This is a genomic window from Ensifer sp. Root1252 (genome assembly GCF_001425885.1).
In the GTDB taxonomy this organism is placed as follows: domain Bacteria; phylum Pseudomonadota; class Alphaproteobacteria; order Rhizobiales; family Rhizobiaceae; genus Ensifer; species Ensifer canadensis.
In genome coordinates, this window is record NZ_LMDT01000006.1 from 58,776 (window position 1) to 81,584 (window position 22,809).

Annotated in this window: 19 protein-coding genes; 8 read left to right on the plus strand and 11 right to left on the minus strand. The window is 61.5% G+C overall.

The features are described from left to right. Window positions 1-53: 53 nt before the first annotated feature. Window positions 54-1,424: a bifunctional UDP-N-acetylglucosamine diphosphorylase/glucosamine-1-phosphate N-acetyltransferase GlmU gene (gene glmU, locus ASD02_RS08345; RefSeq protein ID WP_025427004.1), complete on the minus strand. Its 1,371-nt coding sequence runs from the start codon at window positions 1,422-1,424 to the stop codon at window positions 54-56. Between the two features lie 205 nt (window positions 1,425-1,629). Here glmU and ASD02_RS08350 point away from each other — a divergent pair, with 205 nt between their 5' ends. Further along, on the plus strand, window positions 1,630-3,393 hold the full coding sequence (locus ASD02_RS08350; protein WP_057220531.1) for a hypothetical protein: 1,764 nt from the start codon (window positions 1,630-1,632) through the stop codon (window positions 3,391-3,393). Between the two features lie 3 nt (window positions 3,394-3,396). Here the strand turns inward: ASD02_RS08350 and ASD02_RS08355 are convergent, their stop codons facing one another. Then, complete coding sequence (locus ASD02_RS08355) at window positions 3,397-5,043, minus strand: Na/Pi cotransporter family protein (protein ID WP_057220532.1); 1,647 nt, start codon at window positions 5,041-5,043, stop codon at window positions 3,397-3,399. Between the two features lie 23 nt (window positions 5,044-5,066). Between ASD02_RS08355 and ASD02_RS08360 the strand changes: the two genes are divergently transcribed. From ASD02_RS08360 to glp, 6 genes are read left to right on the plus strand one after another with little or no spacing between them, the layout of a single operon-like run. Next, entirely contained in the window at window positions 5,067-5,363 is a 297-nt protein-coding gene (locus ASD02_RS08360; protein ID WP_057209401.1) for a hypothetical protein, read from the plus strand. A 53-nt stretch (window positions 5,364-5,416) separates the two neighbouring features. Continuing rightward, on the plus strand, window positions 5,417-7,309 hold the full coding sequence (locus tag ASD02_RS08365) for a peptidylprolyl isomerase (RefSeq protein WP_025427000.1): 1,893 nt from the start codon (window positions 5,417-5,419) through the stop codon (window positions 7,307-7,309). Between the two features lie 19 nt (window positions 7,310-7,328). After that, window positions 7,329-8,342: an anthranilate phosphoribosyltransferase gene (gene trpD / locus ASD02_RS08370; protein ID WP_025426999.1), complete on the plus strand. Its 1,014-nt coding sequence runs from the start codon at window positions 7,329-7,331 to the stop codon at window positions 8,340-8,342. A gap of 31 nt (window positions 8,343-8,373) precedes the next feature. Continuing rightward, window positions 8,374-9,189, plus strand: coding sequence for an indole-3-glycerol phosphate synthase TrpC (gene trpC, locus ASD02_RS08375; RefSeq protein WP_025426998.1), 816 nt, complete (start codon window positions 8,374-8,376; stop codon window positions 9,187-9,189). Further along, window positions 9,189-9,677: a cyclic pyranopterin monophosphate synthase MoaC gene (gene moaC / locus ASD02_RS08380; protein WP_025426997.1), complete on the plus strand. Its 489-nt coding sequence runs from the start codon at window positions 9,189-9,191 to the stop codon at window positions 9,675-9,677. The genes trpC and moaC overlap by 1 nt, the downstream gene beginning before the upstream one ends. A 6-nt stretch (window positions 9,678-9,683) precedes the next feature. Next, window positions 9,684-10,895 (plus strand): gephyrin-like molybdotransferase Glp, encoded by a 1,212-nt coding sequence (gene glp / locus ASD02_RS08385; protein ID WP_057209404.1) that lies wholly within the window; start codon window positions 9,684-9,686, stop codon window positions 10,893-10,895. 428 nt (window positions 10,896-11,323) lie between these two features. Here glp and ASD02_RS08390 read toward each other — a convergent pair whose 3' ends face one another. The 8 genes from ASD02_RS08390 to pcsA all read right to left on the minus strand — a co-directional run bounded on the left by ASD02_RS08390 (window position 11,324) and on the right by pcsA (window position 20,319). Beyond that, window positions 11,324-12,616: a hemolysin family protein gene (locus ASD02_RS08390; RefSeq protein WP_025426996.1), complete on the minus strand. Its 1,293-nt coding sequence runs from the start codon at window positions 12,614-12,616 to the stop codon at window positions 11,324-11,326. A 177-nt stretch (window positions 12,617-12,793) separates the two neighbouring features. Continuing rightward, window positions 12,794-13,540 (minus strand): FadR/GntR family transcriptional regulator, encoded by a 747-nt coding sequence (locus ASD02_RS08395; protein ID WP_025426995.1) that lies wholly within the window; start codon window positions 13,538-13,540, stop codon window positions 12,794-12,796. Between the two features lie 318 nt (window positions 13,541-13,858). Next, window positions 13,859-14,929: a BMP family ABC transporter substrate-binding protein gene (locus ASD02_RS08400; RefSeq protein ID WP_025426994.1), complete on the minus strand. Its 1,071-nt coding sequence runs from the start codon at window positions 14,927-14,929 to the stop codon at window positions 13,859-13,861. Window positions 14,930-14,977: 48 nt separating this feature from the next. Continuing rightward, window positions 14,978-15,898, minus strand: a complete 921-nt coding sequence (locus tag ASD02_RS08405; protein ID WP_025426993.1) for an ABC transporter permease — start codon at window positions 15,896-15,898, stop codon at window positions 14,978-14,980. Then, a complete protein-coding gene (locus tag ASD02_RS08410) occupies window positions 15,898-16,992 on the minus strand; it encodes an ABC transporter permease (RefSeq protein ID WP_057209407.1) in 1,095 nt (364 codons plus the stop codon). Before ASD02_RS08410 ends, ASD02_RS08405 begins: the two co-directional genes overlap by 1 nt. After that, window positions 16,982-18,556, minus strand: coding sequence for an ABC transporter ATP-binding protein (locus ASD02_RS08415; RefSeq protein ID WP_025426991.1), 1,575 nt, complete (start codon window positions 18,554-18,556; stop codon window positions 16,982-16,984). Before ASD02_RS08415 ends, ASD02_RS08410 begins: the two co-directional genes overlap by 11 nt. A gap of 49 nt (window positions 18,557-18,605) precedes the next feature. Beyond that, window positions 18,606-19,583 carry a quinone oxidoreductase gene (locus ASD02_RS08420; protein ID WP_025426990.1) on the minus strand — a complete coding sequence of 326 codons (978 nt, stop codon included), beginning with the start codon at window positions 19,581-19,583 and terminating at the stop codon, window positions 18,606-18,608. 10 nt (window positions 19,584-19,593) lie between these two features. Continuing rightward, the gene (gene pcsA, locus ASD02_RS08425) at window positions 19,594-20,319 is read right to left on the minus strand and encodes a phosphatidylcholine synthase (protein WP_025426989.1); all 726 of its coding nucleotides are present in this window, start codon (window positions 20,317-20,319) and stop codon (window positions 19,594-19,596) included. 279 nt (window positions 20,320-20,598) lie between these two features. On the opposite strand from pcsA, the gene ASD02_RS08430 reads away from it, so the two are divergent. Further along, a complete protein-coding gene (locus ASD02_RS08430) occupies window positions 20,599-21,810 on the plus strand; it encodes a UbiH/UbiF family hydroxylase (RefSeq protein ID WP_057220533.1) in 1,212 nt (403 codons plus the stop codon). On the opposite strand, the gene ASD02_RS08435 is transcribed toward ASD02_RS08430, so the two are convergent. Next, complete coding sequence (locus ASD02_RS08435) at window positions 21,778-22,740, minus strand: AEC family transporter (RefSeq protein ID WP_025426987.1); 963 nt, start codon at window positions 22,738-22,740, stop codon at window positions 21,778-21,780. The genes ASD02_RS08430 and ASD02_RS08435 overlap by 33 nt on opposite strands. Window positions 22,741-22,809: the final 69 nt, after the last annotated feature.

A 22,809-nucleotide genomic window follows, 5' to 3' on the forward strand; every position in this document is an offset into this window, starting at 1 on the left:
GACGAGGCAATCCGCCCCCGATTTCACTTTCGGTTTCAGTATTTAACGCGAACCTACTCGGCTGCCTTGGCCGCCTTTTTCGCGGCCTTCTGTGCCTCGTAGCGTTCGCGCAGGATACGCGCCCTGCCCGGCTTGATCTCCTGTCGTGCGCGGCCGAAGGCCACGGCATCGGCCGGCACATCCTCGGTGATGACACTGCCGGAAGCAACCAGCGCTCCGTCACCGATCGTCACCGGTGCAACCAGCGAGGAATTCGAGCCGACGAAGGCATTCTCGCCGATGCGGGTCTCGTGCTTGTTCACGCCATCATAATTGCAGGTGATCGTGCCTGCACCGATGTTGGACCCGGCCCCGACGAAGGCATCGCCGATATAGGTCAGATGGTTGACCTTGGCGCCGGCGCCGATTTCCGCCTTCTTGACCTCGCAGAAATTGCCGACCTTCGACTTTTCGCCGAGATCAGCCCCGGGGCGCAGACGTGCATAGGGTCCGACCGTTGCGCCGGCGCGCACCGTCGCTCCCTCGATATGCGAGAACGCATGGATGATGGCGCCGCTCTCGACGCGAACGCCCGGGCCAAACACGACATTCGGCTCGATCAGCACGTCCTGCTGCAGTTCCGTGTCCCAGGCGAGGAAAACGGTCTCCGGCGCGATCATCGACACACCGGACAGCATCAGCTCATGCCGGCGGCGCTGCTGCCAGAGCCGCTCGATATAGGCGAGTTCCGCCCGGGTGTTGCAGCCGGTCAGCTCTTCCTCTGGCGCCTCGACGGCGATGGCGCGGCCGCCGATCGCCCGCACGATCTCGACGAGGTCGGTCAGGTAGTACTCGCCCTTGACGTTGGCATTGCCAATACGATCGAGCAGATCGAGCGCCTTGTGCCCATCGATCGCCATCAGGCCGCCATTGCAATAGGTGATGCGGCGTTCTTCTTCGGTTGCGTCCTTGTGCTCGCGGATCGCGATCAGCGCGCCGTCCTCGACGATCAGCCGGCCATAGCCCGAAGGATCGGCGGCCTCAAAGCCGATGACCACCACATCGTTGCCGGCGGCCAGGCCGTCGCGCGCCGCCTTGAGAGGCTCAGGCGTGATCAGCGGCGTATCGCCAAAAACCACCAGGATGTCATCAAACCCCTTTGATATCGCCTCGCGCGCCGCCAAAACCGCATGTCCCGTTCCGAGCCGCTCCTTTTGCAGGAACGAAGCGATCGATACGCCGTCGATGCCGGCAGCACCTGAAACAGTTTCGGCGTCGCGCCCGACGACGAGAGCGACGTCGGAGATCGATGCACTCGACAGGGCGGCAACCACATGGGCGATCATCGGCCGGCCGGCCACCGGATGCAGCACCTTCGACATCGACGATTTCATCCGCGTGCTTTCACCCGCAGCCAGAACAATCGCCAGGCAACTCCGTTCCATCCAATGATCTCCTTGGTCTTTTTCTTGAGAACCAGATCCGGTCGCCCGATTCGGCCCCTTCCTATCAGCAACATATTGCGGGAAGCATAATTCACACAATCACGTCACGTTAACCCGCTTAAAACCCGATGATGGCATAAGGAGAAGCGGAGCCTGCCTCGGCAACCCATGCGCGTGCCTCGCTCCCCCGGGGAGAGAAGCAGTAATGCATGCCAGCACCGATCTCGACGCAGCGGCAAAGCCGTTCAACATTGCTCGGGCTGCAATCCGGTCGCCGCTTGCAGCGCTCGTTCTGGCGCTCATCCTCCTGTCGCTGCTTCTCACGGTCACGATCCCGCAGCCGATCGGCCCGATGTTCTGGGATCATTATCTTTATCTCGACGCCGCCAATCGCCTTGCTGACGCGCAGATCCCCTCGGTCGACTTCTTCGCACCGGTCGGGGCGCTCGGCTACTATCTCTTTGCAATCTTGCTGTCGGTTTTCCCGAACGGCCATCCCTTGCTGCTGGCCAGCTGGTGCCTTCTCATCGTCACCGGGCCATTGATCGGCCTGGTGGTGCTCGACATCCAAAAGCGTTCGCGCGCGCTGGCCTACACCATCCTGTTGCCGTTCCTTCTCTTTTCCATTCTCCCGTTCAACACCGGCGACTTCTACCCCTATCCGGGATCCGACGGCTTCGGCATCTACAACCGTCAGGTCTGCCAACTGCTTTACGTGCTCGCAGCGGCGCTGATCTATGTCCGCAATCCACGTACCCTCGCTGTTGTTGCCGCGGGAGCGATGATCGCACTTTTTTTCGTGAAGATCACCGGCGCAATCGCCGGTGTCATCCTGTGCTTGATGGCATTCGCGGCCGGACGGCTCGGCCTGCGCTCGGCGGTCACCGCGGCCCTGATCTTCTTCGGCATTCTTGCCGCTATCGAACTGTCGCTCGGCGCGGTATCGGCCTATGTCGCCGACATTCTGGCTTTGGTCGACGTCAATGACGGGATCCTGTTGGCGCGCCTGCTTCAGGCTGCATCGCTCAACGCCGGACTGCTTCTGCCCGCAGGCATTCTCTGCCTCGCCCTCTTCTTTTCCGCGTTGCCGGCCTATTCCATGTCAATGCGGGACGCTTGCCGACGGCCTTCGATCGCTGCCATTCGCAAAGTCTTCGATCAGAATTTCTTGTGGCTCGGTGCCTTTGTCGTTGCCGGCATCCTGTTTGAGAGCCAGAACACCGGCAGCCAGGCCTTCATCTTCCTCTACCCGCTGCTTCTCAAGATCACACTCGATTGTGTCGCGAATGGCTCATCCAGGCGGCAGACCATTGCGGTTTTTATCCTCGCCATCGCGGCGGCGCTGCCACCTATGACAACTGTCGTCCAGAAGAGCGCGCGCGCGTGGATCGGCGCCGTCAACAATATCCGGATCGAGAGCCGCAATCTGAAAACCATGGGGGCTGTCAATGTCCGCCCGATCCTCTCGCTGCGGGCCGAACGGATGCGAGACACCTATCTTGCCGAGCCAGGCGCCTTTGAGGCACTGGCCGACATGGGCGAATTGCCGTCATTCCTGCTTTACAGCGATTTCGACTTCCAGACCGGCTGGCTGACGAATGTCGATGATGCCATCGATGTATTGCGTACCTATGAGCACGCCAATGGCGTTCGCTTCGACACGATCCTCAATATCGATTTCGCCAATCCGTTTCCGTGGCTGATGGATCGCCACGCGCCGAAACGCGTCGCCATCGGCGCAGATCCGTTCCGCGCAATCCCGCCACCGGACTTGGAGGTGCGCGCGGCAGTCGCTGCCGTGGACATCGCACTCGTGCCGACCTGCCCGAGCACAAACGTCAACAGGACGCTGCTGTCGCTCTACCTGCCGAGCCTCGAGGCTGGCCACACGCGCATCACGCTGACGCCATGCTACGACGCATTCGTCCGCAACGGCCTGCGCCCCGGCGAAACGGCCGCCGGTTCATAACGATCACGCCTGCGGCCTCAGTCTGCTCTCGGTCAGAAGCCCGCTTTCCTCCAGGATGGGATAGGCGACCGAGGCTATATGGGCGTTGATGCGCTTCAAATCACGCAGCATGTCGAGATGCAGCGAGCTAGTCTGAAGACTTTCCAGCAGTCCGTCCCGCAGCCGCTCGATATGCCGTTCGGCCGACCGCTTCTCCATGTGGCGGACATTGACCTTTACCTCGATCAATTGCCGGGCGAGATCGGCGTTGCGGGTGACGAAAATGGTCTGAGCAACCCTGAGATTGTCGATCGTCAGGTTGAAGAGGCTCTTCAGCTCCTGATAGCCGTCATCGGAGAATTTCAGGCCGTTGTTGACCTTCTTGCCGATTTGCTCACAGAGCCCCTTCTCGATGATATCGCCCATATGCTCGAGGTTGATGGCGTAGTCGATGATAACGATCGAGCGGCGGCCATCTTCCGGGCTCAGGCCATCGCGCCCCAGGCGCGATAGGAAAATCTTCACTTCCTGCTGCAGCAGATCGACCTGCTTTTCGAACTTGCCGACATCGCGGATCTCGGACAGATCGTTGTTGTTGAAGGCGGTCTGGGCGCGGATCAGCATCATCTCGATCAGGTCGCCGACCCGCAGCACTTCACGCGTCGCGCCTGAAAGCGCCATGACCGGCGTATGGAGCACGTTCTCGTCGAGGTAGCGCGGCCCGGTTTCGTCCGTTTCGTTATCGGGGATGAAGCGGATCATCAGCCGCGACAGCAGGCCGGCAAACGGCCAGGCAAGGATCGCCACGGCTAGATTGAATGCCAGGTGGATGTCCACCGGCAGGTTCTGCTTCGGCAAAGGCAGGCTTTGCAAGAGCTCGACGCTGACACCGGTCAGAGGCAGCGCGATCAGACATCCGATGGCGCGGACCACGAGATTGCCGAGCGTGACCCGTCGTGCTGACGGCGCCGAAGACAGCGTCGCCATGACAGGCGGGATCGCCCCGCCAAGATTGGCGCCGAGCACCAGCGCAACCGTCAAGCCGACGGAGAGAATGCCGGCCGTAGAAAGGGAAAGCACCAGCATCACCACGGCAAGGCTGGAGGACGAGGCGAAGGCAAGGCCCGCGGAGATGATCAATGCCACAGGCCAGGCGCTATCGAGCATGCCGAGAAACGCGGCCAGCGCCTCGGATTCGCGCATCGGCTCGGTCGCCAGGCCAAGCAGATGCAGCGACAGCAACATCAGGCCAATCCCGACAAAGGCCGCACCAAGACCCTGCCGGGCGTTCGAGCGGCTGACGCGATGCAGCACGACGCCCACCAGAATGATCATCGGCGACAGCCATTCGATGCCGGTGGCGACGATCCAGGCGGTGATCGCCGTGCCGACATTGGCGCCAAGCAACACGATCTGCGCCATGCGCGAGCGAATGAGCCCCTTTTCCACGAAGGATGAGGTCATCAATGCCGTCGCAGTCGAGCTTTGCAGAGCAATCGTGGCGACGAGACCGGTCAGGAACGATCGGGTCGGGCCGCTCGTTCCCTGTGCGAGGCCAGCCCGCAGCTTCGCCCCGAAGGCGCGCGTGACCCCTTCCTTGACCAGGGAAAGGCCGAACAGCAGCAGTGCTACCGCTCCGAACAGGTTGACCATCACGATTGTCGATTGCATGGCATGTCTTTCCGCAGGGCCGCATGAATCGCCTCGCCCCGATACGCGCAACCATAGTTCCTAAGTGTTTTCGATCTCAATCCAACACCGGCAAATTCGTCGTTTTTTCGGTCAAATTTCTGTTGCCGGCTAATAAATCCGACATCCGTTTTGTCAGCAACGTCTTCCCGTCGATGGCCATCGACGTCGCAGACAGCGATCTCGGCTCTCAAATTCGTCAGCGGCCCGAAGTCCCTGCGAATCACATGATTGCCCGCGATCTTCGGCTGGCGCGCAATTTGCGGCATTGCGCCCTTCATTTCCTGTTTCGTTTGTTTTAAGGAACGAACTCGTTTGGCTCACAGCCACCGCACTGCAACGAGGTTTCTGCCCCATGCTCGAATTCCTGAGAAAAGCCGCCCAGACCTGGGTCGTCAAAGGCCTGCTCGTCATTCTCGTGCTGTCTTTCATGGTGTGGGGCGCATCGACATCGATGATCGCGAACCAGTCGGATGCCGTGGTCGTCGTCGGTGACGTCAAGGTCAAGGCTCCGGACTTCCGGCTCGCCTACGAGCGCCAACTTGCGCTCGTTTCCCGCCAGCTCGGCACGCGCCTGACGCCGCAGCAGGCCAAGGCATTCGGCATCGAGCAGCAGGTTTATTCCCAGCTCGTCGCGGGTGCTGCCCTCGATCAGCTAGCCGGCGATATGAACCTTGGCCTTTCGGAAGACCGGCTGGCCAAGCTCATCGCCGAAGACCCGGCTTTCCACAGCGTCAACGGTCAGTTCGACCGCCTGACGTTCTCGAGCGTGCTGCGCAATGCCGGCCTTCGCGAACAGGATTACATCAACAACCGCAGCCAGGTCGCCGTGCGCTCGCAGATCGTCGATGCCCTGTCTGACGGTTATATCGCGCCAAAGGTGCTGAGCGACGCGATCGGCTCCTATCGCCACGAAAAGCGCTCGATCGACTACGTCCTGCTGTCGAACGCCAACATCGATCCGGTAAAGGCACCGGGCGACGACGTTCTCGCCCCCTGGTACGACAGCCGCAAGGCAAACTACCGCGCGCCGGAATACCGCAAGATCACCTACCTGAAGCTTGCACCCGAGGATCTTGCCGATGCGACGGCGGTGGTCGATGCGGACGTTCGTGCCGACTACGACAAGCGCAAGGACAGCTTCCGCACCGAGGCGACGCGCACGATCGAACAGCTCGCCTTCTCCTCGCGTGAGGCGGCAGACGCCGCGGCAGCCAAGCTCGCAGCCGGCACGTCCTACGACGACATCGTGAAAGCCGAAGGCAAGACGTCTGCCGACGTTCTGCTGGGTGACTTCACCACCGCAAGCGCTCCGGACGCAAAGATCGGCGAAGCCGCGTTTGCGATTGCTGCCGATGGCGGCACGTCGCCCGTTATCGATGGTGCCTTCGGACCGGTGATCCTGCGCGTGACGAACATCCGCCCGGAGACGGTTCGCAGCTTCGACGAGGTCAAGGAAGAACTCCGCAAGGAGATTGCCCTCTCCAACGCGCAGAACGAGATCATCGGCCTTCATGACAAGATCGAGGACGAGCGCGCGACCGGTGCTTCGCTCAAGGACATCGCCGAACTGCTCAAGCTGAAGGTCGCGACCGTCGACGGCATCGATGCGACCGGCAAGGACATGAATGGCGATGAAGTCGCCGGCCTGCCGGAGCCGAAGGCTCTGCTGCCGGACGCCTTCAAGGCTGAAGTAGGCGGAGAAACCCTGCCTGTTAACATCGGCCGCGACGGCTACGTCTGGTTCGACCTCGACGAAGTGGTTCCGGCTCGCGACCGCACGCTCGACGAAGCACGTGACGAAGTCGCCGCAGACTGGACTGCAGAACAGCAGCGCACGGCTCTCGCCACCAAGGCGACCGAACTGAAGCAGCGGATCGAAAAAGGCGCGACGCTCGCCGATATCGCAACCGAGCTTGGCCTTGCCGTCGAAACAAAGACGGGATTGACCCGGTCGACGTCTGATGCGGCGCTGAGCCCGGCCGCCGTCGCTGCTGCCTTCAGCGGCCCGGACGGCCACGTCGCCAATGCCGCCGGTATCGGTGGCGATGGTCAGATCCTGCTGCGGGTCACCTCGATCGAGAACAACGGCCCGACCGATGCCCTGGAAGACGACAGCCGTCAGATCCAGGCCATGGCCCGTGCCAGCGGCGACGACATTCTCGACCAAATGGTATCGACCCTGCAGTCGGCCTACGGTGTTTCGATCAATCAGACGCTTGCCGAAACGGCTTTGGCACAGAGATAAGCGGCAAGGAAAGCAACCGATGAGTGATCTGAAACCGTTCGTCGCCAAAGTCGCCGCCGGCGAGGCTCTCAACCGCGAAGACGCACGAGCGGCTTTCGAGATCATCATGTCGGGTGCGGCCACGCCATCGCAGATCGGCGGCTTCCTGATGGCCCTGCGCGTCCGTGGCGAAACTGTCGACGAGATCGTCGGCGCCGTTGCCGCCATGCGCGGCCGCATGCTCCCCGTCGACGCGCCGGCCGATGCTGTCGACATCGTCGGGACCGGCGGTGATGGCGCCGGTACCTACAATATCTCGACACTCGCCTCGCTGATCGTTGCGGGCGCGGGTGTCCCGGTCGCCAAGCATGGCAACCGTGCGCTGAGCTCCAAGTCCGGCACGGCCGATGCCCTGTCCTGCCTCGGCGTCAAGCTCGATATCGGCCCCGAGGCGATTTCACGCTGCATCAGGGAAGCCGGTGTCGGCTTCATGTTCGCCCAGCAGCACCATTCCGCCATGCGCCACGTCGGCCCGACGCGTGTCGAGCTCGGCACCCGCACGATCTTCAACCTGCTCGGCCCGCTATCCAATCCTGCCGGCGTCAAGCGGCAACTTGTCGGCGTCTACGCACCGCAGTGGGTCCAGCCGCTGGCGGAAGTATTGCGCGACCTCGGCTCCGAGAATGTCTGGGTCGTGCATGGCGAAGGCCTCGACGAGATCACGACGACCGGCACGACGCAGGTCGCCGCTCTCGATAACGGCAAGATCACCGCTTTCACCTTGACGCCTGAAGATTTCGGCCTGCCAACGGTCACCCTCGACGCCCTGAAGGGCGGCGATGGCGCACACAATGCCGTTGCGCTCTTGGCCGTCCTCGACGGTGCAGAAAACGCCTACCGGGACATTTCGCTTGCCAATGCGGCTGCATCGCTGATGATTGCCGGCAAGGCCGCAGATCTTGGTCAGGGCATGACGCTCGCCCGCCAGTCGCTTTCCAGCGGTGGCGCCAAGGCGGCACTGCAGCGCCTGATCAGCGTTTCGAACGCTGCCTGAGACAACGCTGCTTGAGACAAGGAACCGCGCCATGACCGATATCCTGCGCAAGATCGAAGCCTACAAGCGCGACGAGATCGCTGCGGCCAAATCGCAAACGTCAATCGATGAGCTGAAGGCTCGCATCGCCGATCAATCCGCTCCGCGCGGTTTCCATGCGGCGTTGGCAGCGCGCCAACAGCAAGGCCGCTTCGGCCTGATCGCCGAGATCAAGAAGGCGAGCCCGTCGAAAGGCCTGATTCGACCCGACTTCGATCCACCGGCGCTGGCCAAGGCCTACGAGGCCGGCGGTGCGGCCTGTCTTTCCGTGCTGACGGATGGACCGAGCTTCCAGGGCGCGCCGGCGTTTCTTGAGGCGGCCCGCGCAGCCTGCGTGCTTCCGGCTTTGCGCAAGGACTTCATGTTCGACACCTACCAGGTGTTCGAGGCCCGCGCCTGGGGTGCAGACTGCATCCTGCTGATCATGGCATCGCTCAGCGACGACGATGCCCGGCGTCTGGAAGATTCTGCCTTTTCTCTCGGAATGGATGTACTGATCGAAGTGCATGACGCTGAAGAGATGGAGCGGGCGCTCAAGCTTGCCTCGCCACTTGTTGGCATCAACAATCGCAACCTGAGAACATTCGACGTCGATCTCGCCGTATCCGAGCAACTGGCGTCGATGGTTCCGTCTGATCGGCTGCTCGTCGGCGAGAGCGGTATCTTTACCCATGACGATTGCCAGCGTCTGGAAAGGAGCGGCATCACCACTTTCCTGGTCGGCGAGAGCCTGATGCGCAAGAGCGATGTCGAGACGGCAACACGTGTGCTCCTCACCGGCTCCGAAAGCGTGCTGGCGGCCGAGTGATGGGCAAGACCACACTCACGCATCTCGACAACAGCGGCGAAGCGAACATGGTCGACGTCGGCGCCAAGACCGAAACCGTCCGCATCGCCACTGCGGAGGGTCATGTCCGCATGCGTCCGGAGACACTTGCGCTGATCCTGGAGGGCGATGCCAAGAAGGGCGACGTTATCGGTACGGCGCGGCTGGCCGGCATCATGGCCGCCAAGCAGACGTCGAATCTGATCCCCCTTTGTCATCCGTTGATGCTGACCAAGGTGTCGGTCGACATCACACCCGATCCAGCATTGCCGGGCTTGCGGGTCGAAGCGCTTGCCAAACTGACCGGCAAGACCGGCGTCGAGATGGAAGCGCTGACGGCCGTCAGCATCGCCTGCCTGACGATCTACGACATGGCGAAGGCTGCGGATCGAGAAATGGAAATCGGCGGCATCCAGCTCGTCAGCAAATCCGGTGGACGCTCCGGCGATTATCGGCGCCAGGGAGACTGACCGACGATGTCGTTGCTTTCCGTTGAAGACGCGCTCAACAGGATCCTCGGCAGCGCCAGACCCCGCCACGCAATCGAACATGTGAGCCTGCATGAAGGCCTCGACCGTGTGCTGGCGCAAGATGTAACTGCACGCGTCACCCATCCCGCCTTCGACAATTCAGCGATGGATGGCTATGCGGTTCGCCATGAGGATGTCCACGCCATCGGTGCCGAACTTACGGTCATCGGCCAGTCCGCGGCCGGGCATGGCTTCGATGGCGAGGTAAAGTCCGGGCAGGCTGTCCGCATCTTTACCGGAGCCCCGCTTCCCGCGGGCGCCGATACCGTCATCATCCAAGAAGACACCGAACGGCTTGCCGACAACAAGATCCGCACCTCGTTCGCGCCGGGCAAAGGGCGGCATATCAGACTTTCCGGCCAGGATTTTGCAGCCGGCGAAACGGTGCTGCGCGCGGGAGACGTTCTGGATGCCGGTCGCCTGACGGTCGCCGCCGGCATGAACCATGCGGTGCTGCCAGTGTTCAAGAAACCGACGGTCGCGATCCTTGCAACCGGCGATGAACTGCTGACACCCGGAAGCATACCCGGTGCTGACCAGATCATTGCCTCCAACACATTCGGTGTTGCTGCCATTGCGCGTGACAACGGTGCCGACATCCTCGACCTCGGCATCGTCCCGGACAACCGCCAGGCGATCTCGGCGGCCGTCGAGCGTGCAAGGGCAGCGAGAGCCGATGTGCTCGTGACGCTCGGTGGCGCCTCGGTCGGCGATCATGACCTTGTGCAGTCGACATTGCTTGCGAGCGGGATGACGCTCGATTTCTGGCGGATCGCCATGCGGCCCGGAAAACCACTCATGGTCGGACAGCTCGGCGACATGGCGGTGCTCGGCCTGCCTGGCAATCCTGTATCGAGCCTCGTCTGTGCACTCTTGTTCCTTGAGCCGCTGGTCCGCAAACTGGCGAGACTACCTGATAGAGATCGGCTGACGACGGCCTGCCTCGCCTCGCCGCTGCCTGCCAACGACAAGCGCCAGGATTATGTGCGTGCACGGCTTTCGAGCGATGCGGACGGTTCGCTCGTCGCCCACCCCTTCCCGCGGCAGGACTCGTCGATGATGAAGGTGTTCGCGCAGTCCGATTGTCTGATCGTTCGCGCGCCGAACGCTGAAGAGGCGCCCGCCGGTACACCCTGCGAAATCGTCCGGCTCAGATAGCTTCCGGCGAAATCATCGGGATAAAACAGGCACCCCTTTTGGTCGACCGGACCCGGCGTCAGCAGAAACAAAGAATATTTGCTGTTCCATTGTCATATGCCCGACATGGAGACCCATTAATAACAGGATCATTCAATCATCGCTCAAGGCGGATGACTACGGATGTACTAGCAGGCGCCGTGATGATTTGAGGGAAAGGTCGGGTATTGCCCGACCTTTTGCTTTTCTACGGTTATTTGCTTTCCGGAACGATCATCGTTGCTGCTGCGACGGTGGCAGAGGGGGCGATCAGCGACGCCTACTGCATGTTTCCTAAATCGTATTCGATTTAAGGATAAAACATGACGCAATTCAAAGTGCTACAGCGACCTTTGCGCGCCTAGTAAGACGCGCGGCCCTGTAGGCAGCGTCGCGTCCCCAGCAAGGTTTCAGGCGGCAGTGTTCTCGCAACGGCTGACGAGGATCTTGTCGATGCGGCGGGAATCCATATCGATGACCTCGAAACGGTAACCGTGGGCGATCGCGATGTCGCCCTCTTCCGGCGTCTTGCGCAACTGCTGAACGAGAAAGCCCGCGATCGTTTCAAAATTTCCGTCGGCATCGATGCCTTCGATACCGATGGTCAGGTGGATCTCATCGATCGGCGTGCGTCCGTCGACCAGGTAGGTTCCATCCTCGCGCTGGCGGATCAGTGCGTGCTCGAGATCGTCATAGTTCGACGGCAGCACGCCGACGATCGCCTCTAGAATATCGGCGATGGTGATGATGCCTTCGGTGCTGCCGTATTCGTCGACGATCATCGCCATGTTGATACTCGACGACTTGAAAGCATCGAGCGCCTTCAGGCAGGACGCGGTTTCCGGCAAGGTATGGATCTCGCGCACATACTTGCGAACGTCGAGCGGAACGGACGTCGGGGCATTGAGGATTTCCTTCGCCAGAACCGCGCCAAGCACATCGCCGCTCGGCCCGTCGACCACGGGATAACGGGAGTGGCCGTATTGGCGGATCTTCTCGCCGATGGTCTCCAGGCTGTCGTTGATATCGATGAAGCTCATTTCGGTACGATGCGTCATGATCGATTTCACGTTGCGGTCACCGAGGCGGATGATGCGACGAAGCATCTCGTGCTCCGACTTTTCGATCGCGCCGCTCTCGACGCCTTCCGCCATGATCGCGTGCACTTCCTCTTCGGTAACATGGTCCGGATCATCCGGACGTATGCCCAGCAGCCGCATCATCAACGCGGCCGAGGTCTCGAAGAGATAGACGACCGGCGCCACGATGCGCGAAAGAAGCGTCATCGGCCGCGCCACGAACATCGCGAAGCCCTCGGAGTTCTTCAACGCCAGCTGCTTGGGGATCAACTCGCCGATAACGACGGAGAGGAAGGTGATGAGCGTTACCACGATCGCCACCGCCACCGGATGACCGTAGGGGCTGATCCAGGCGATGCTGTCGAAGAAGGGGGCGAACTTGGCCGCGATCGTTGCGCCACCATAGGCGCCGGCGAGCGTGCCGACCAGCGTGATGCCAACCTGAACGGTGGAAAGAAACTTGCCGGGGTCTTCCGCCAGCTTCAGTGCCGCTTCGGCGCGGAGATTTCCCTGTCTTGCCATCTGGCGAAGCAATGGCTTGCTTGCCGAGACGATTGCCATTTCCGAAAGAGCAAAAAATGCGTTGATCAAAAGCAGGACGAAAATGACAAAAAATTCGGACATGGTCTCCAAGTCACCGTTGACGAAAAGTCGCCCAATCGAGAGCGACCGTTCACCAGATAAGGCCAGCAGGCGATCCGAGCAAGCGCAGTTCTCGAAATCCGTGTCACCAAATGCGCTTCGCCCGTATTTCGCGAGGCGAGAGCGGACCGAAACTCGGACACGTCCGACGAAGGTGGCTCAGTTTTCGCCCGACCTGAGGGCGCCGCGCACGCGCTCGCGCCCGATCTTGATGACATTTTCCATCGCTGCGCGCGCGCCCGCTTCGTCGCGCCTGCCGATTTCCTCGACGATGCGGATGTGATTGCGGGCGACCTCGTCGACGCCGCCCTTTTCTTCGACGGGTGAACTCAGTTTGAAAATGCCGACCAGCGCCGCCTCGATCAGCCCACCGACCGTCCGCATGAACGGGTTGCCCGAAGCTTCCGCAATCGACAGATGGAATTTCAGATCGGCAAAGGCGAGGCTCTCGGCAGTATGGCCGGCCTCACCCATGGCGACCGCGAGGCGCATCATGCGGCTGATCTCGGCCTCAGAAGCGTTGCGCGCAGCAAGAGCCGCAGCGTGCGGCTCGAAGGCGAGACGCACTTCGGAGAGGTGGTAGAGGAACTCCTCGTCCACACCACATTCAAAATGCCAGGTCAGGATGTCGTTGTCGAAGAGGTTCCAATCATTTCTGGGCGTGACGCGCGTGCCAATGCGAGCCCGTGGCACGACCAGACCCTTTGCGGCAAGCGTCTTCATCGCTTCGCGAAGAACCGTGCGCGACACCTTAAAGCGCGCTGCAAGCTCCGGATCGCCGGGCAGGATCGACCCGATCGGGAACTCGCCTGAAACGATCGCCTTGCCAAGCTGGTCGACCACATGCGCATGACTGGTGCGCTTCCGCGTCCCGGAAAGGACAGTCTCCAGCAAGCTCCTGTTCAACCCACCTCCTCCAGGCACTCCCTTGCCTGACAGCGCCAAATGCAGCGCCTCAAAATGCCATATCTCGCCGGTCCACCCATCCCCACGAACAGGATGAGCAGGCCCAGGAATGGCCAACCGATTCCTCAAGCATTACACGAAATGCAGCCAAGCTGCACTATGGCTGAAACCGGCCCGCACGACCGTTGATTGCATCAATCTCGGCTGATTGGGTCATGCCGCAATAATGCGCCACCAAGCCTCGGCCCAATATATCGATAACGACAAACCCCGCCGTAACGGCGGGGTTTGAACATTTTCTGCGTTCTTCCGTTGTGCTTACTTCGGCAGCTGGTCGTCGACGCCTTCGACGTAGAAGTTCATGCCGAGCAGTGTGCCGTCATCCGACGATGCGCCTGCGGCCAGCCACTCGCTGCCATCCTGCTTCTTCAGCGGACCGGTGAACGGCTTCAGCTCGCCCGACTTGATCTTGGCTTCCGCTTCTTCGGCCAGCTTCTTCACGTCGTCAGGCATGTTGGTGTAGGGCGCCATAGTCAGGATGCCGTCCTTCAGGCCGTCCCAGCTCGACGTTGTTTCCCATTTGCCGTCGAGGAAAGCCTCGGTGCGCTTGATGTAGTAGGCGCCCCAGGTGTCGACGATCGCGGTCAGCTGGGTCTTCGGGCCGGCAGCGATCATGTCGGATGCCTGGCCAAAGGCCTTGATGCCGCGTTCTGCGGCCACCTGCATCGGCGCCGTCGTATCGGTGTGCTGGGTCAGGATATCGACGCCCTGGTCGACGAGCGCCTTGGCGGCATCGGCTTCCTTGCCCGGGTCAAACCAGGTGTTGGCCCATACGACCTTGATCTTGAAGTCCGGGTTGACCGAGCGCGCGCCGACGACGAAAGCGTTGATGCCCATCACCACTTCGGGGATCGGGAACGAGGCGATGTAACCGGCAACCCCCTTCTCGGACATCTTGGCAGCGATCACGCCCTGGATGTAGCGGCCCTCGTAGAAGCGGCTGTTATAGGTCGCCACATTCGGGGCGGTCTTGTAGCCGGTGGCGTGCTCGAACTTCACGTCCGGGAACTTCTGGGCGATCTTGATCGTCGCATCCATAAAGCCGAAGGACGTCGTGAAAATCAGGCCGCAGCCGGAACGTGCCATGCGCTCGATCGCGCGCTCGGCATCCGGGCCTTCCGGCACACTTTCGAGGAATTGCGTCTCGATCTTGTCACCGAGCTTCTTTTCCAGTTCCAGGCGACCGATATCGTGTGCCTGGGTCCAGCCGCCGTCGGTCTTGGAACCGACATAGACGAAGCAGACCTTCGCCTTGTCCTGAGCGGCAGCGGCGCTGGCAAAGCCGATGACGGCAGCGGTACTTGCGAGAGCGAGCAGTAGTTTTTTCATTTTCTTGACCTCTGTCGGTTTGAGAAACGTCCGTCTGGGTTGTTATTGTCACCGATCTGGCACAAACGGCTTACCGAGCGATGCCGGCGTATTGATCAGGGTCGTGCGCCGGTTATGTGAAATGAGGATGAGCACGACGATCGTCGCGAGATAGGGAAGCGACGACAGGAATTGCGACGGAATGCCGATGCCGAAGGCCTGCGCATGAAGCTGGCTGATGGAAACGGCACCGAACAGATAGCCGCCGGCAACGAGACGCCACGGACGCCAGGACGAAAACACCACCAGCGCAAGCGCGATCCAGCCACGGCCGGCAGACATGTTTTCCACCCATTGCGGAGTGTAGACCAGCGACAACTGCGCGCCGGCAAGGCCCGCGCAGGCACCGCCGAACATCACCGCGAGATAGCGCGTCCTGATGACGTTGACGCCAAGGGCATGGGCGGAGGCATGGCTGTCGCCGACCGCGCGCAGCTTCAAACCCGCGCGGCTCCTGAACAGGAACCAGTGAACGCCCGCGACCAGGGCAATCGACAGATAGAAGATGATGTCCTGCCGGAACAACAGCGGCCCGAGGACCGGAATATCAGCCAGCACCGGGATGACGATGGGTTGCAGCTTGATGCCCTGCATGCCGAGAAAGCTCTCTCCGAGCATACCGGAAACGCCAAGACCAAGCAGCGTCAACGCCAGGCCGGTCGCCACCTGGTTGGCAACCAGCGTCAACGTCAGGAATGCGAAGAGCTGTGAGAACACAGCGCCGCAGACGACCCCGGCCAGAATCCCGAGGTAGGGCGACCCGGTGATCCGGGTTGCGGCAAAGGCGCAGACGGCGCCCATGACCAGCATGCCCTCAACACCGAGATTGAGCACGCCAGAGCGCTCCGTCACCAGTTCGCCGAGGGCGGCAATGACAAGCGGTGTTGCGGCGGTGATGACGCTCAACAGTATGGCTTCGACGATCCCCATCAACGGCTCCCGTCCGTGTTTGTCTCGGCAAACCGATACCAGACCAGCCGGATGCGATAATGAATGAGCGTGTCGCAGGAGAGCACGAAGAACAGCAGCAGGCCCTGGAAGACGCGCGTGACCTTGTCCGACACGCCAATCGAGAGCTGCGCCGCTTCGCCGCCGAGATAGGTCAGCGCCAGAACGAGGCCGGCGGCGATGATGCCGAGCGGATTGAGCCGCCCGAGAAACGCGACGATGATCGCGGTGAAGCCATAGCCGGGCGAAATCACCGGGCGCAGCTGCTGGATCGCGCCGCTGACCTCGGAGATCCCGGCCAGACCGGCAAGCGCACCCGAGAGCAGCATCGAAAACCAGATCATCCGCCGCGACGAGAAACCGGCAAAGCGTCCTGCCCGCTCCGACTGACCGAGAACCGCGATCTCGAAGCCCTTCAGCGTATAACGCATCATGAACCAGACGAGGATCGCCGCGATGATGGCGAAGGCAAAACCCCAGTGGGTGCGCCCCGACGCGATCAGTTCCGGCAGGATGGCGTCAGCCGCAAAGCTGCGCGTCTCCGGGAAGTTCATGCCCTGCGGATTGCGCCAGGGGCCGCGCACGATCCAGTCGAGAAAGAGCTGGGCGACGTAGACCAGCATCAAGCTCGTCAGGATCTCGTTGGTGTTCATGTGCGCCTTGAGGAAGGCGGGAATGGCGGCAAACAGCGCGCCACCGAGCATGCCCATCAGCATCATCAGCGGCAGCACGAGCGGCGACTGCCACTCGTAAAACACCACCGGCAGGATCGAGCCGGCGATCGCTCCCATGATGAACTGCCCCTCGGCGCCGATGTTCCAGTTGTTCGAGCGGAAACAGACCGAAAGGCCGACGGCGATCAGGATCAGCGGCGCGGCCTTGATCGCCAGTTCGTGCAGCGACCAGACCTCGCTCAGCGGCTCGACGAAGAAGCTGTAGAGCGCCATGACCGGGTTCTTGCCCAGTAGTGCAAACATGATGCCGCCGAAGATGATCGTCAGTAGAAAGGCGATGAATGGGGACAGGATCGAGAACAGCGCCGATATCTTGGCGCGCTTTTCCAGTTCAATGCGCATGCACAGCCCCCGTGTCTTCCGTCTTGCCGTACATGCCACCCATCAGCAGGCCGATCTTCTCGCGCGAAAGCTCGCGCGCCGGATATGGATCGGAAAGCCGTCCTTCACTGATCACCGCGATCTCGGTCGCCACCTCGAAGATCTCGTCAAGGTCCTGGCTGATCACCAGCACCGCGGAGCCCGCCTTGGCGAGATCGACAAGCGCTTGACGGATCCGGCTCGCAGCGCCCGCGTCGACGCCCCAGGTCGGCTGGTTGACGACCAGGACGGCGGGCTGGCGGTCGAGCTCGCGACCGACGATGAATTTCTGCAAATTTCCGCCGGAAAGCGATCCGGCCGGAGGATCTTCCCCGCTCTTGCGCACGTCCATCGCTTCGGAGATGCGCATGGTCGCCGTGGTCACCGCGTCCCGGCGGATGATCTTGAGAAAGCCGCCGCCGAGGAAGGCCCTGGCGTCGGACCGGCTTCTGGCCAGCACGAGATTGTCCGAGAGCGGCATCGCCGAAACCGCAGCGTGGCCATGGCGCTCTTCCGGAACGAAGCCGGCGCCCATCAGCCGTCGCGCGTTGATGTTCCTGTTGCCGACCGGCCTTTGCCTGATCTGCACCGCAGCATCGTCTGCAACCGGATACTCGCCGGACAGCGCGTCGAAGAGTTCGCCCTGGCCGTTGCCGGCCACACCGGCGATCGCCAGCACTTCGCCGGCACGCACCTTGAGACAGATGTTCTTCAGCGAAACGGCAAACGGCGTGCGTGCGGAAACGGAAAGGTGGCGCGCTTCCAGCTGCACCTCGCCCTTGGTGCTGGTGCCCTCGGCGGTCACCGCCGCAACGTCGCTTCCGACCATCATACGCGCCAGCGACGCCGGCGTTTCCACCTTGGGGTCACAGGCGCCCGTGACCTTGCCGTGGCGCAGCACGGTGGCGCGGTCGCAGATGCGCTGCACTTCCTCCAGCCGGTGGCTGATATAGAGAACCGAACGTCCCTCCGCCTTGAGCTTGTTGAGCGTCTCGAACAGTCGATCGGCCTCCTGCGGCGTCAGCACCGATGTCGGTTCGTCAAGAATGATCAGACGCGGGTTCTGCAAGAGGGCGCGGACGATCTCGATGCGCTGGCGTTCGCCGACGGAAAGGTCGGCCACATGCGCCTTCGGATCGAGCGGCAGGCCATAGGCGTGCGACAGGCGTGAAGCTTCCTCCGCGACCTCGGCCAGCGAAATGTTGCCGTCCATCGACAGCGCTATGTTTTCCGCTACCGTCAGCGCCTCGAACAGCGAAAAGTGCTGGAAAACCATGCCGATGCCGAGCTTGCGGGCCGCGGCCGGGCTGGCGATGCGCACGCTGCGCCCTTGCCACACGATCTCGCCTACCGTCGGCGCGAGAACGCCGAACAGCATTTTCACCAGCGTCGATTTTCCGGCACCGTTTTCGCCGAGAAGGGCGTGGATTTCGCCTTGGTCTATCTGCAGGTTGATTTCATTGCAGGCCGCAAACGAGCCAAACAATTTCGTCAGGTTGCTCACAGTCAACAACGGACCGTTCGCAGTTGCTCCCTCAACAGGCACGCTGCCCTCTTTTCCCCTCTGTCGATCCCCGTCCGCCTTAAGGCTTCGATCAAGGAATCAGCAGTGTTGTTCCACTCGTTTTTCTTGTCTCAAGATCCGTATGCGCGCGACCGGCGTCGGCAAGCGGATAAGTCTGATTGATATTGATACGCACTTTGTTGCTTTGCACAATATCAAAGAGGGAATTTGCACACGCTTCAAGCGCAGGCCGCGTCTGCACATACCCGAAGAGTGTCGGACGCGTCGCAAACAGCGAACCCTTCTGTGCCAGAATGCCGATGCTGAAGGCATCGACAGGACCGGACGAATTGCCGAAGCTCACCCAGAGGCCGCGCGATTTCAGGCAATCGAGCGAGGCCGGATAGGTGTCCTTGCCGACCGAATCATAAACGACATCAACACCCTTGCCGTCGGTCAGTTCCTTGACCCGGGCAACGAAATCGTCCGTGCGGTAGTTGATGACGTGGTCATAGCCATGGGCAAGCGCCAGATCGATCTTGTCCTGCGATCCGGCCGTACCAATGACGGTTGCACCCAGAGCCTTTGCCCATTGGCCGGCAATCAAGCCGACGCCGCCGGCAGCAGCATGGAAGAGCAGCGTCGTTTCAGGCCCAACCTGGAATGTCTGATTGAGCAGATATTGCGCGGTCATACCTTTCAGCATCATCGCCGCCGCCGTCTCAAGCGAGATGCCGTCCGGCACCTTGACCAGTTGCGAGGCTTCGACGTTTCGCTCGCTGGCATAGGCGCCATCCGACGAGGCGTAGGCCACCCGGTCGCCAACACCGAAGAGGCTGACGCCATCACCGACAGCCGTCACGATCCCCGCACCTTCCTTGCCCGGGACAAAGGGCAGGCCCGAGGCGGACTTGTAGAGCCCGGTGCGGAAATAGACGTCGATGAAATTCAACCCGACAGCCACCTGGCGGATCTGCACCTCACCCGGCCCCGGCGGCGAGAGCGTAACGCCCTCCAGCTTCAGGACTTCAGGTCCACCGAGTTCGCGTACGACAATTGCCTGTGCCATCGAAGAGCTCCTAGGTCCGGCCGAGCTTGGGGAGGATCTGCAGGACGAAACCAATCACGTAGAGATAGATGCCTGTTGCAAGAACACCGGTCACCACCCAGGCCGGTGTCACGAAATGCAGAAGCAGGGCGTACATGCTGAGCGCCGACCAGAGGAAAAAGACACCGAGGTTGAGCGGTCTTAACCGCTGGACGCGCACCGGATGCAGGAAGTTGATCGGCAGGAAGGTCAACACTACCGATACGAAGACGACGATCGAGGCGGTCAGCTCGCTCGCCTGGATGACGAACAGCGTAAAGACGACCATGTTCCAGACGACGGGAAAGCCCGAGAAAAAGTATTCGTCGGTCTTCATGCCCATGTCGGCATAGTAGATCGCGCTTGAGACAACGATGGCGCCGGCCGCAACGAAGGACCATGGCTCGCCGATCATGCCGCTCTGGTAGAGCGCAAACGCCGGCAGGAGCACGTAAGTCACATAGTCGATGACGTTGTCGAGCGTGTCGCCCGACCAATTGGGAAGCACTTCCTTGACCCGCACCTTGCGGGCGATCGGACCATCGATGCCATCCACCAGCAAGGCCAGGCCGAGCCACCAGAACATATCGACGAAGCGGTGTTCGGCCGCGGCGACGACGCCAAGAAAAGCGAGGAATGACCCGGAGGCGGTCAATATGTGCACGGAGAAGGCGCGGATCTCGGCGTAGGGGACTCGTTTGTAGTTGAAAAACTTCATCTGCGGACGCCGCCTATCCCCTTCTGCATTTCCCCAGACAGAGTTTTACTCTCTGCCTCAACCGCTGTGGCGGCGCATTGCGCGTAATATGCACCCTTTGCAACGCATCGCCAGCAAAATTCAAGCACGACTTTATCCGGCGAAGATTGTTCTGTGGACACTTTCAAATTGCTTCTGCGCTGATTCAACCCATTTATTTCGCCTCTGCCCAAGACTAGAAGTAAGATGAGATGAAAGCAGCAGGCGCTTGATGGCGCGAGCGAAAGGGTTCTTTCCATCATGGATCATTACGACATCGCCGTCGTCGGCGCTGGCCTCGCGGGTTCTCTGGCAGTGATCGCTCTCGCGGAGAGCGGCTACCGCGTCGCGCTGATCGGACCGGAACCGGCATCATCAGACGGACGGACGACCGCGTTGATGGACCAGTCGATCGACTATCTGAAGAAATTGAACCTCTGGGAGAAGGTGCAGCCGCTGACGGCGCCGCTATCAACGATGCGCATTCTGGATGGGACAAACCGCCTGCTGCGCGCGCCGACAGTGAACTTCCGCGCGTCGGAAGTCGGCCTTGCGGCCTTCGGCTACAACATTCCGAACGCCCCCTTCCTCGACATTCTGCGGGAGCGGGCATCCGAGACGGAGACGCTCGATCGCATGACGATGTCAGCGTCCGATTTCGACCTCTCCGGCGACAAGGTGCGGATCTCGCTCGATGACGGGCGCGACATCACCGCCGATCTGGTCGTCGGTGCCGACGGCCGTCGGTCGCCGGTGCGGGAAGCCGCCAAGATTTCGGTCAGCACCTGGTCCTATCCGCAGACGGCCGTCGTCCTCAACTTTTCGCACGAGCTTTCCCACCAGGACACCTCGACGGAGTTTCACACCGAGAGCGGGCCCTTCACCCAGGTGCCCCTGCCCGGCAACCGCTCGAGCCTCGTCTGGGTGCGCAAGCCCGACGATGCCGCAGCCACGCTGGCGCTCGATCTCGCCGCACTCTCGCGCGCCGTCGAAGACCGGATGCAGTCGATCCTCGGCAAGGTCACGGTCGAAGGCAGCCCACAGTCCTTCCCGCTGTCGGGCATGAGCGCTCATCGCTTCGGCAAGGGCCGGGTCGCGCTCGTCGGCGAAGCGGCGCACGCCTTTCCGCCAATCGGCGCCCAGGGTCTCAACTTGAGCCTTCGCGACGCGATGACGCTGGTCGATCTGATCGGCGCAAAGACGGACGACAATCTCGCGGGCGACATCGGCGACCGGTTCGACAGTCGGCGCCGCCTCGATATCGTTAGCCGCACGGCGAGCGTCGATCTGTTGAACCGATCGCTGCTGTCGAGTTTCCTGCCGGTTCAGGCGCTGCGCGCCGTCGGCCTGCACATCCTCTCGGCTGCCGGACCGCTGCGCAGCCTGCTGATGCGCGAAGGCGTGCACCCCGGCAGCGCGTTTCACGCGTTGAAGGACAGCTTACGGGAAAAGATCGGCCGGAAGAGCGCCTGAGCGGATCAGATAGAGCAGCCCGGTCACGGTTGCGACCGAAAGCAGCGTCGTGATCAGGATCGTCGCAGAGGCCCGCTCCTGCCAGACGCCATATTGGTGGCCGATGACAAAGACATTGGTCGCTGTCGGCAGCGCCGCCAGCAGCACGGCCGTCTGCACCCACACCGGATCATAGTTGCCCGTCAGGCCGAGCGCCGTGAACACCAGCACCGGATGCAGGATAAGCTTGGCCGGCACGATATAGCCGATCTCGACCGGGATGCGTTTGATCGGCCGGAGCGCCAGCGTCACACCCATCGCAAACAACGCGCAAGGAGCGGCGGCCTGCGCCAGATAGTCGATCAACCGCTGCGCCGGCAGCGGAGGCTGGACCGCGAAAAACGCCGCGATGACGCCGGCAAGGGTCGACAGAATGAACGGATGCAGGATGATCTTGCGGGCGATGCCAAGGGCCAGAACCGCAGGCTTTTCCTTTCGCCCACCGGAAAGCGCCATCATCGCCGGCGCCACGGTAAAGTGCGCCGCATTCTCGAAGCAGAAAATCAGTGCGACCGGCACCGCCGCCGCGTCACCCAGCGCCAGCAAGGCGAGGCCCGGCCCCATATAGCCGATATTGCCATAGGCCGCGGCAAAACCCTGGATCGTCGCTTCGCCAACGGTATTGCGCCGGACGTAGAGCCCGATGATGAAGATCAGCGAAAAGACCACATAGGTCGCACCGACGCTCGTCAGAATAAAATCTGCTCGTGTCAGTTGCTCGATCGGCGTTCGCGACACCAGCTTGAAGAACAGCGCCGGCAAGGCGAGATAGATGATGAAGGTGTTCAGCCACCCCATCGCTTCGCCTGGATGCTCGACGAAGCGGGCGGTGAGATAGCCGAGAAAGATCAACCCGAAGAACGGCAATACCAGGCCAGCAATTTCCGTCATGCCTCTCCCCGACCATGCTCATGCGACACATTGAGCGGGCACGTAATCCCCGCTCATAACCCGGTCGCT

What these genes read in the sequence shown, in the direction of transcription:
- trpD (WP_025426999.1), top strand. Translation starts at nt 7,329, where the DNA reads ATGAGTGATCTGAAACCGTTCGTCGCCAAAGTCGCCGCCGGCGAGGCT.
- pcsA (WP_025426989.1), bottom strand. Translation starts at nt 20,319, where the DNA reads ATGAAGTTTTTCAACTACAAACGAGTCCCCTACGCCGAGATCCGCGCC.
- ASD02_RS08400 (WP_025426994.1), bottom strand. Translation starts at nt 14,929, where the DNA reads ATGAAAAAACTACTGCTCGCTCTCGCAAGTACCGCTGCCGTCATCGGC.
- glp (WP_057209404.1), top strand. Translation starts at nt 9,684, where the DNA reads ATGTCGTTGCTTTCCGTTGAAGACGCGCTCAACAGGATCCTCGGCAGC.
- ASD02_RS08355 (WP_057220532.1), bottom strand. Translation starts at nt 5,043, where the DNA reads ATGCAATCGACAATCGTGATGGTCAACCTGTTCGGAGCGGTAGCACTG.
- ASD02_RS08435 (WP_025426987.1), bottom strand. Translation starts at nt 22,740, where the DNA reads ATGACGGAAATTGCTGGCCTGGTATTGCCGTTCTTCGGGTTGATCTTT.
- ASD02_RS08390 (WP_025426996.1), bottom strand. Translation starts at nt 12,616, where the DNA reads ATGTCCGAATTTTTTGTCATTTTCGTCCTGCTTTTGATCAACGCATTT.
- ASD02_RS08410 (WP_057209407.1), bottom strand. Translation starts at nt 16,992, where the DNA reads ATGCGCATTGAACTGGAAAAGCGCGCCAAGATATCGGCGCTGTTCTCG.
- ASD02_RS08420 (WP_025426990.1), bottom strand. Translation starts at nt 19,583, where the DNA reads ATGGCACAGGCAATTGTCGTACGCGAACTCGGTGGACCTGAAGTCCTG.
- trpC (WP_025426998.1), top strand. Translation starts at nt 8,374, where the DNA reads ATGACCGATATCCTGCGCAAGATCGAAGCCTACAAGCGCGACGAGATC.
- ASD02_RS08430 (WP_057220533.1), top strand. Translation starts at nt 20,599, where the DNA reads ATGGATCATTACGACATCGCCGTCGTCGGCGCTGGCCTCGCGGGTTCT.
- moaC (WP_025426997.1), top strand. Translation starts at nt 9,189, where the DNA reads ATGGGCAAGACCACACTCACGCATCTCGACAACAGCGGCGAAGCGAAC.
- ASD02_RS08405 (WP_025426993.1), bottom strand. Translation starts at nt 15,898, where the DNA reads ATGGGGATCGTCGAAGCCATACTGTTGAGCGTCATCACCGCCGCAACA.
- ASD02_RS08350 (WP_057220531.1), top strand. Translation starts at nt 1,630, where the DNA reads ATGCATGCCAGCACCGATCTCGACGCAGCGGCAAAGCCGTTCAACATT.
- glmU (WP_025427004.1), bottom strand. Translation starts at nt 1,424, where the DNA reads ATGGAACGGAGTTGCCTGGCGATTGTTCTGGCTGCGGGTGAAAGCACG.
- ASD02_RS08365 (WP_025427000.1), top strand. Translation starts at nt 5,417, where the DNA reads ATGCTCGAATTCCTGAGAAAAGCCGCCCAGACCTGGGTCGTCAAAGGC.
- ASD02_RS08360 (WP_057209401.1), top strand. Translation starts at nt 5,067, where the DNA reads ATGAATCGCCTCGCCCCGATACGCGCAACCATAGTTCCTAAGTGTTTT.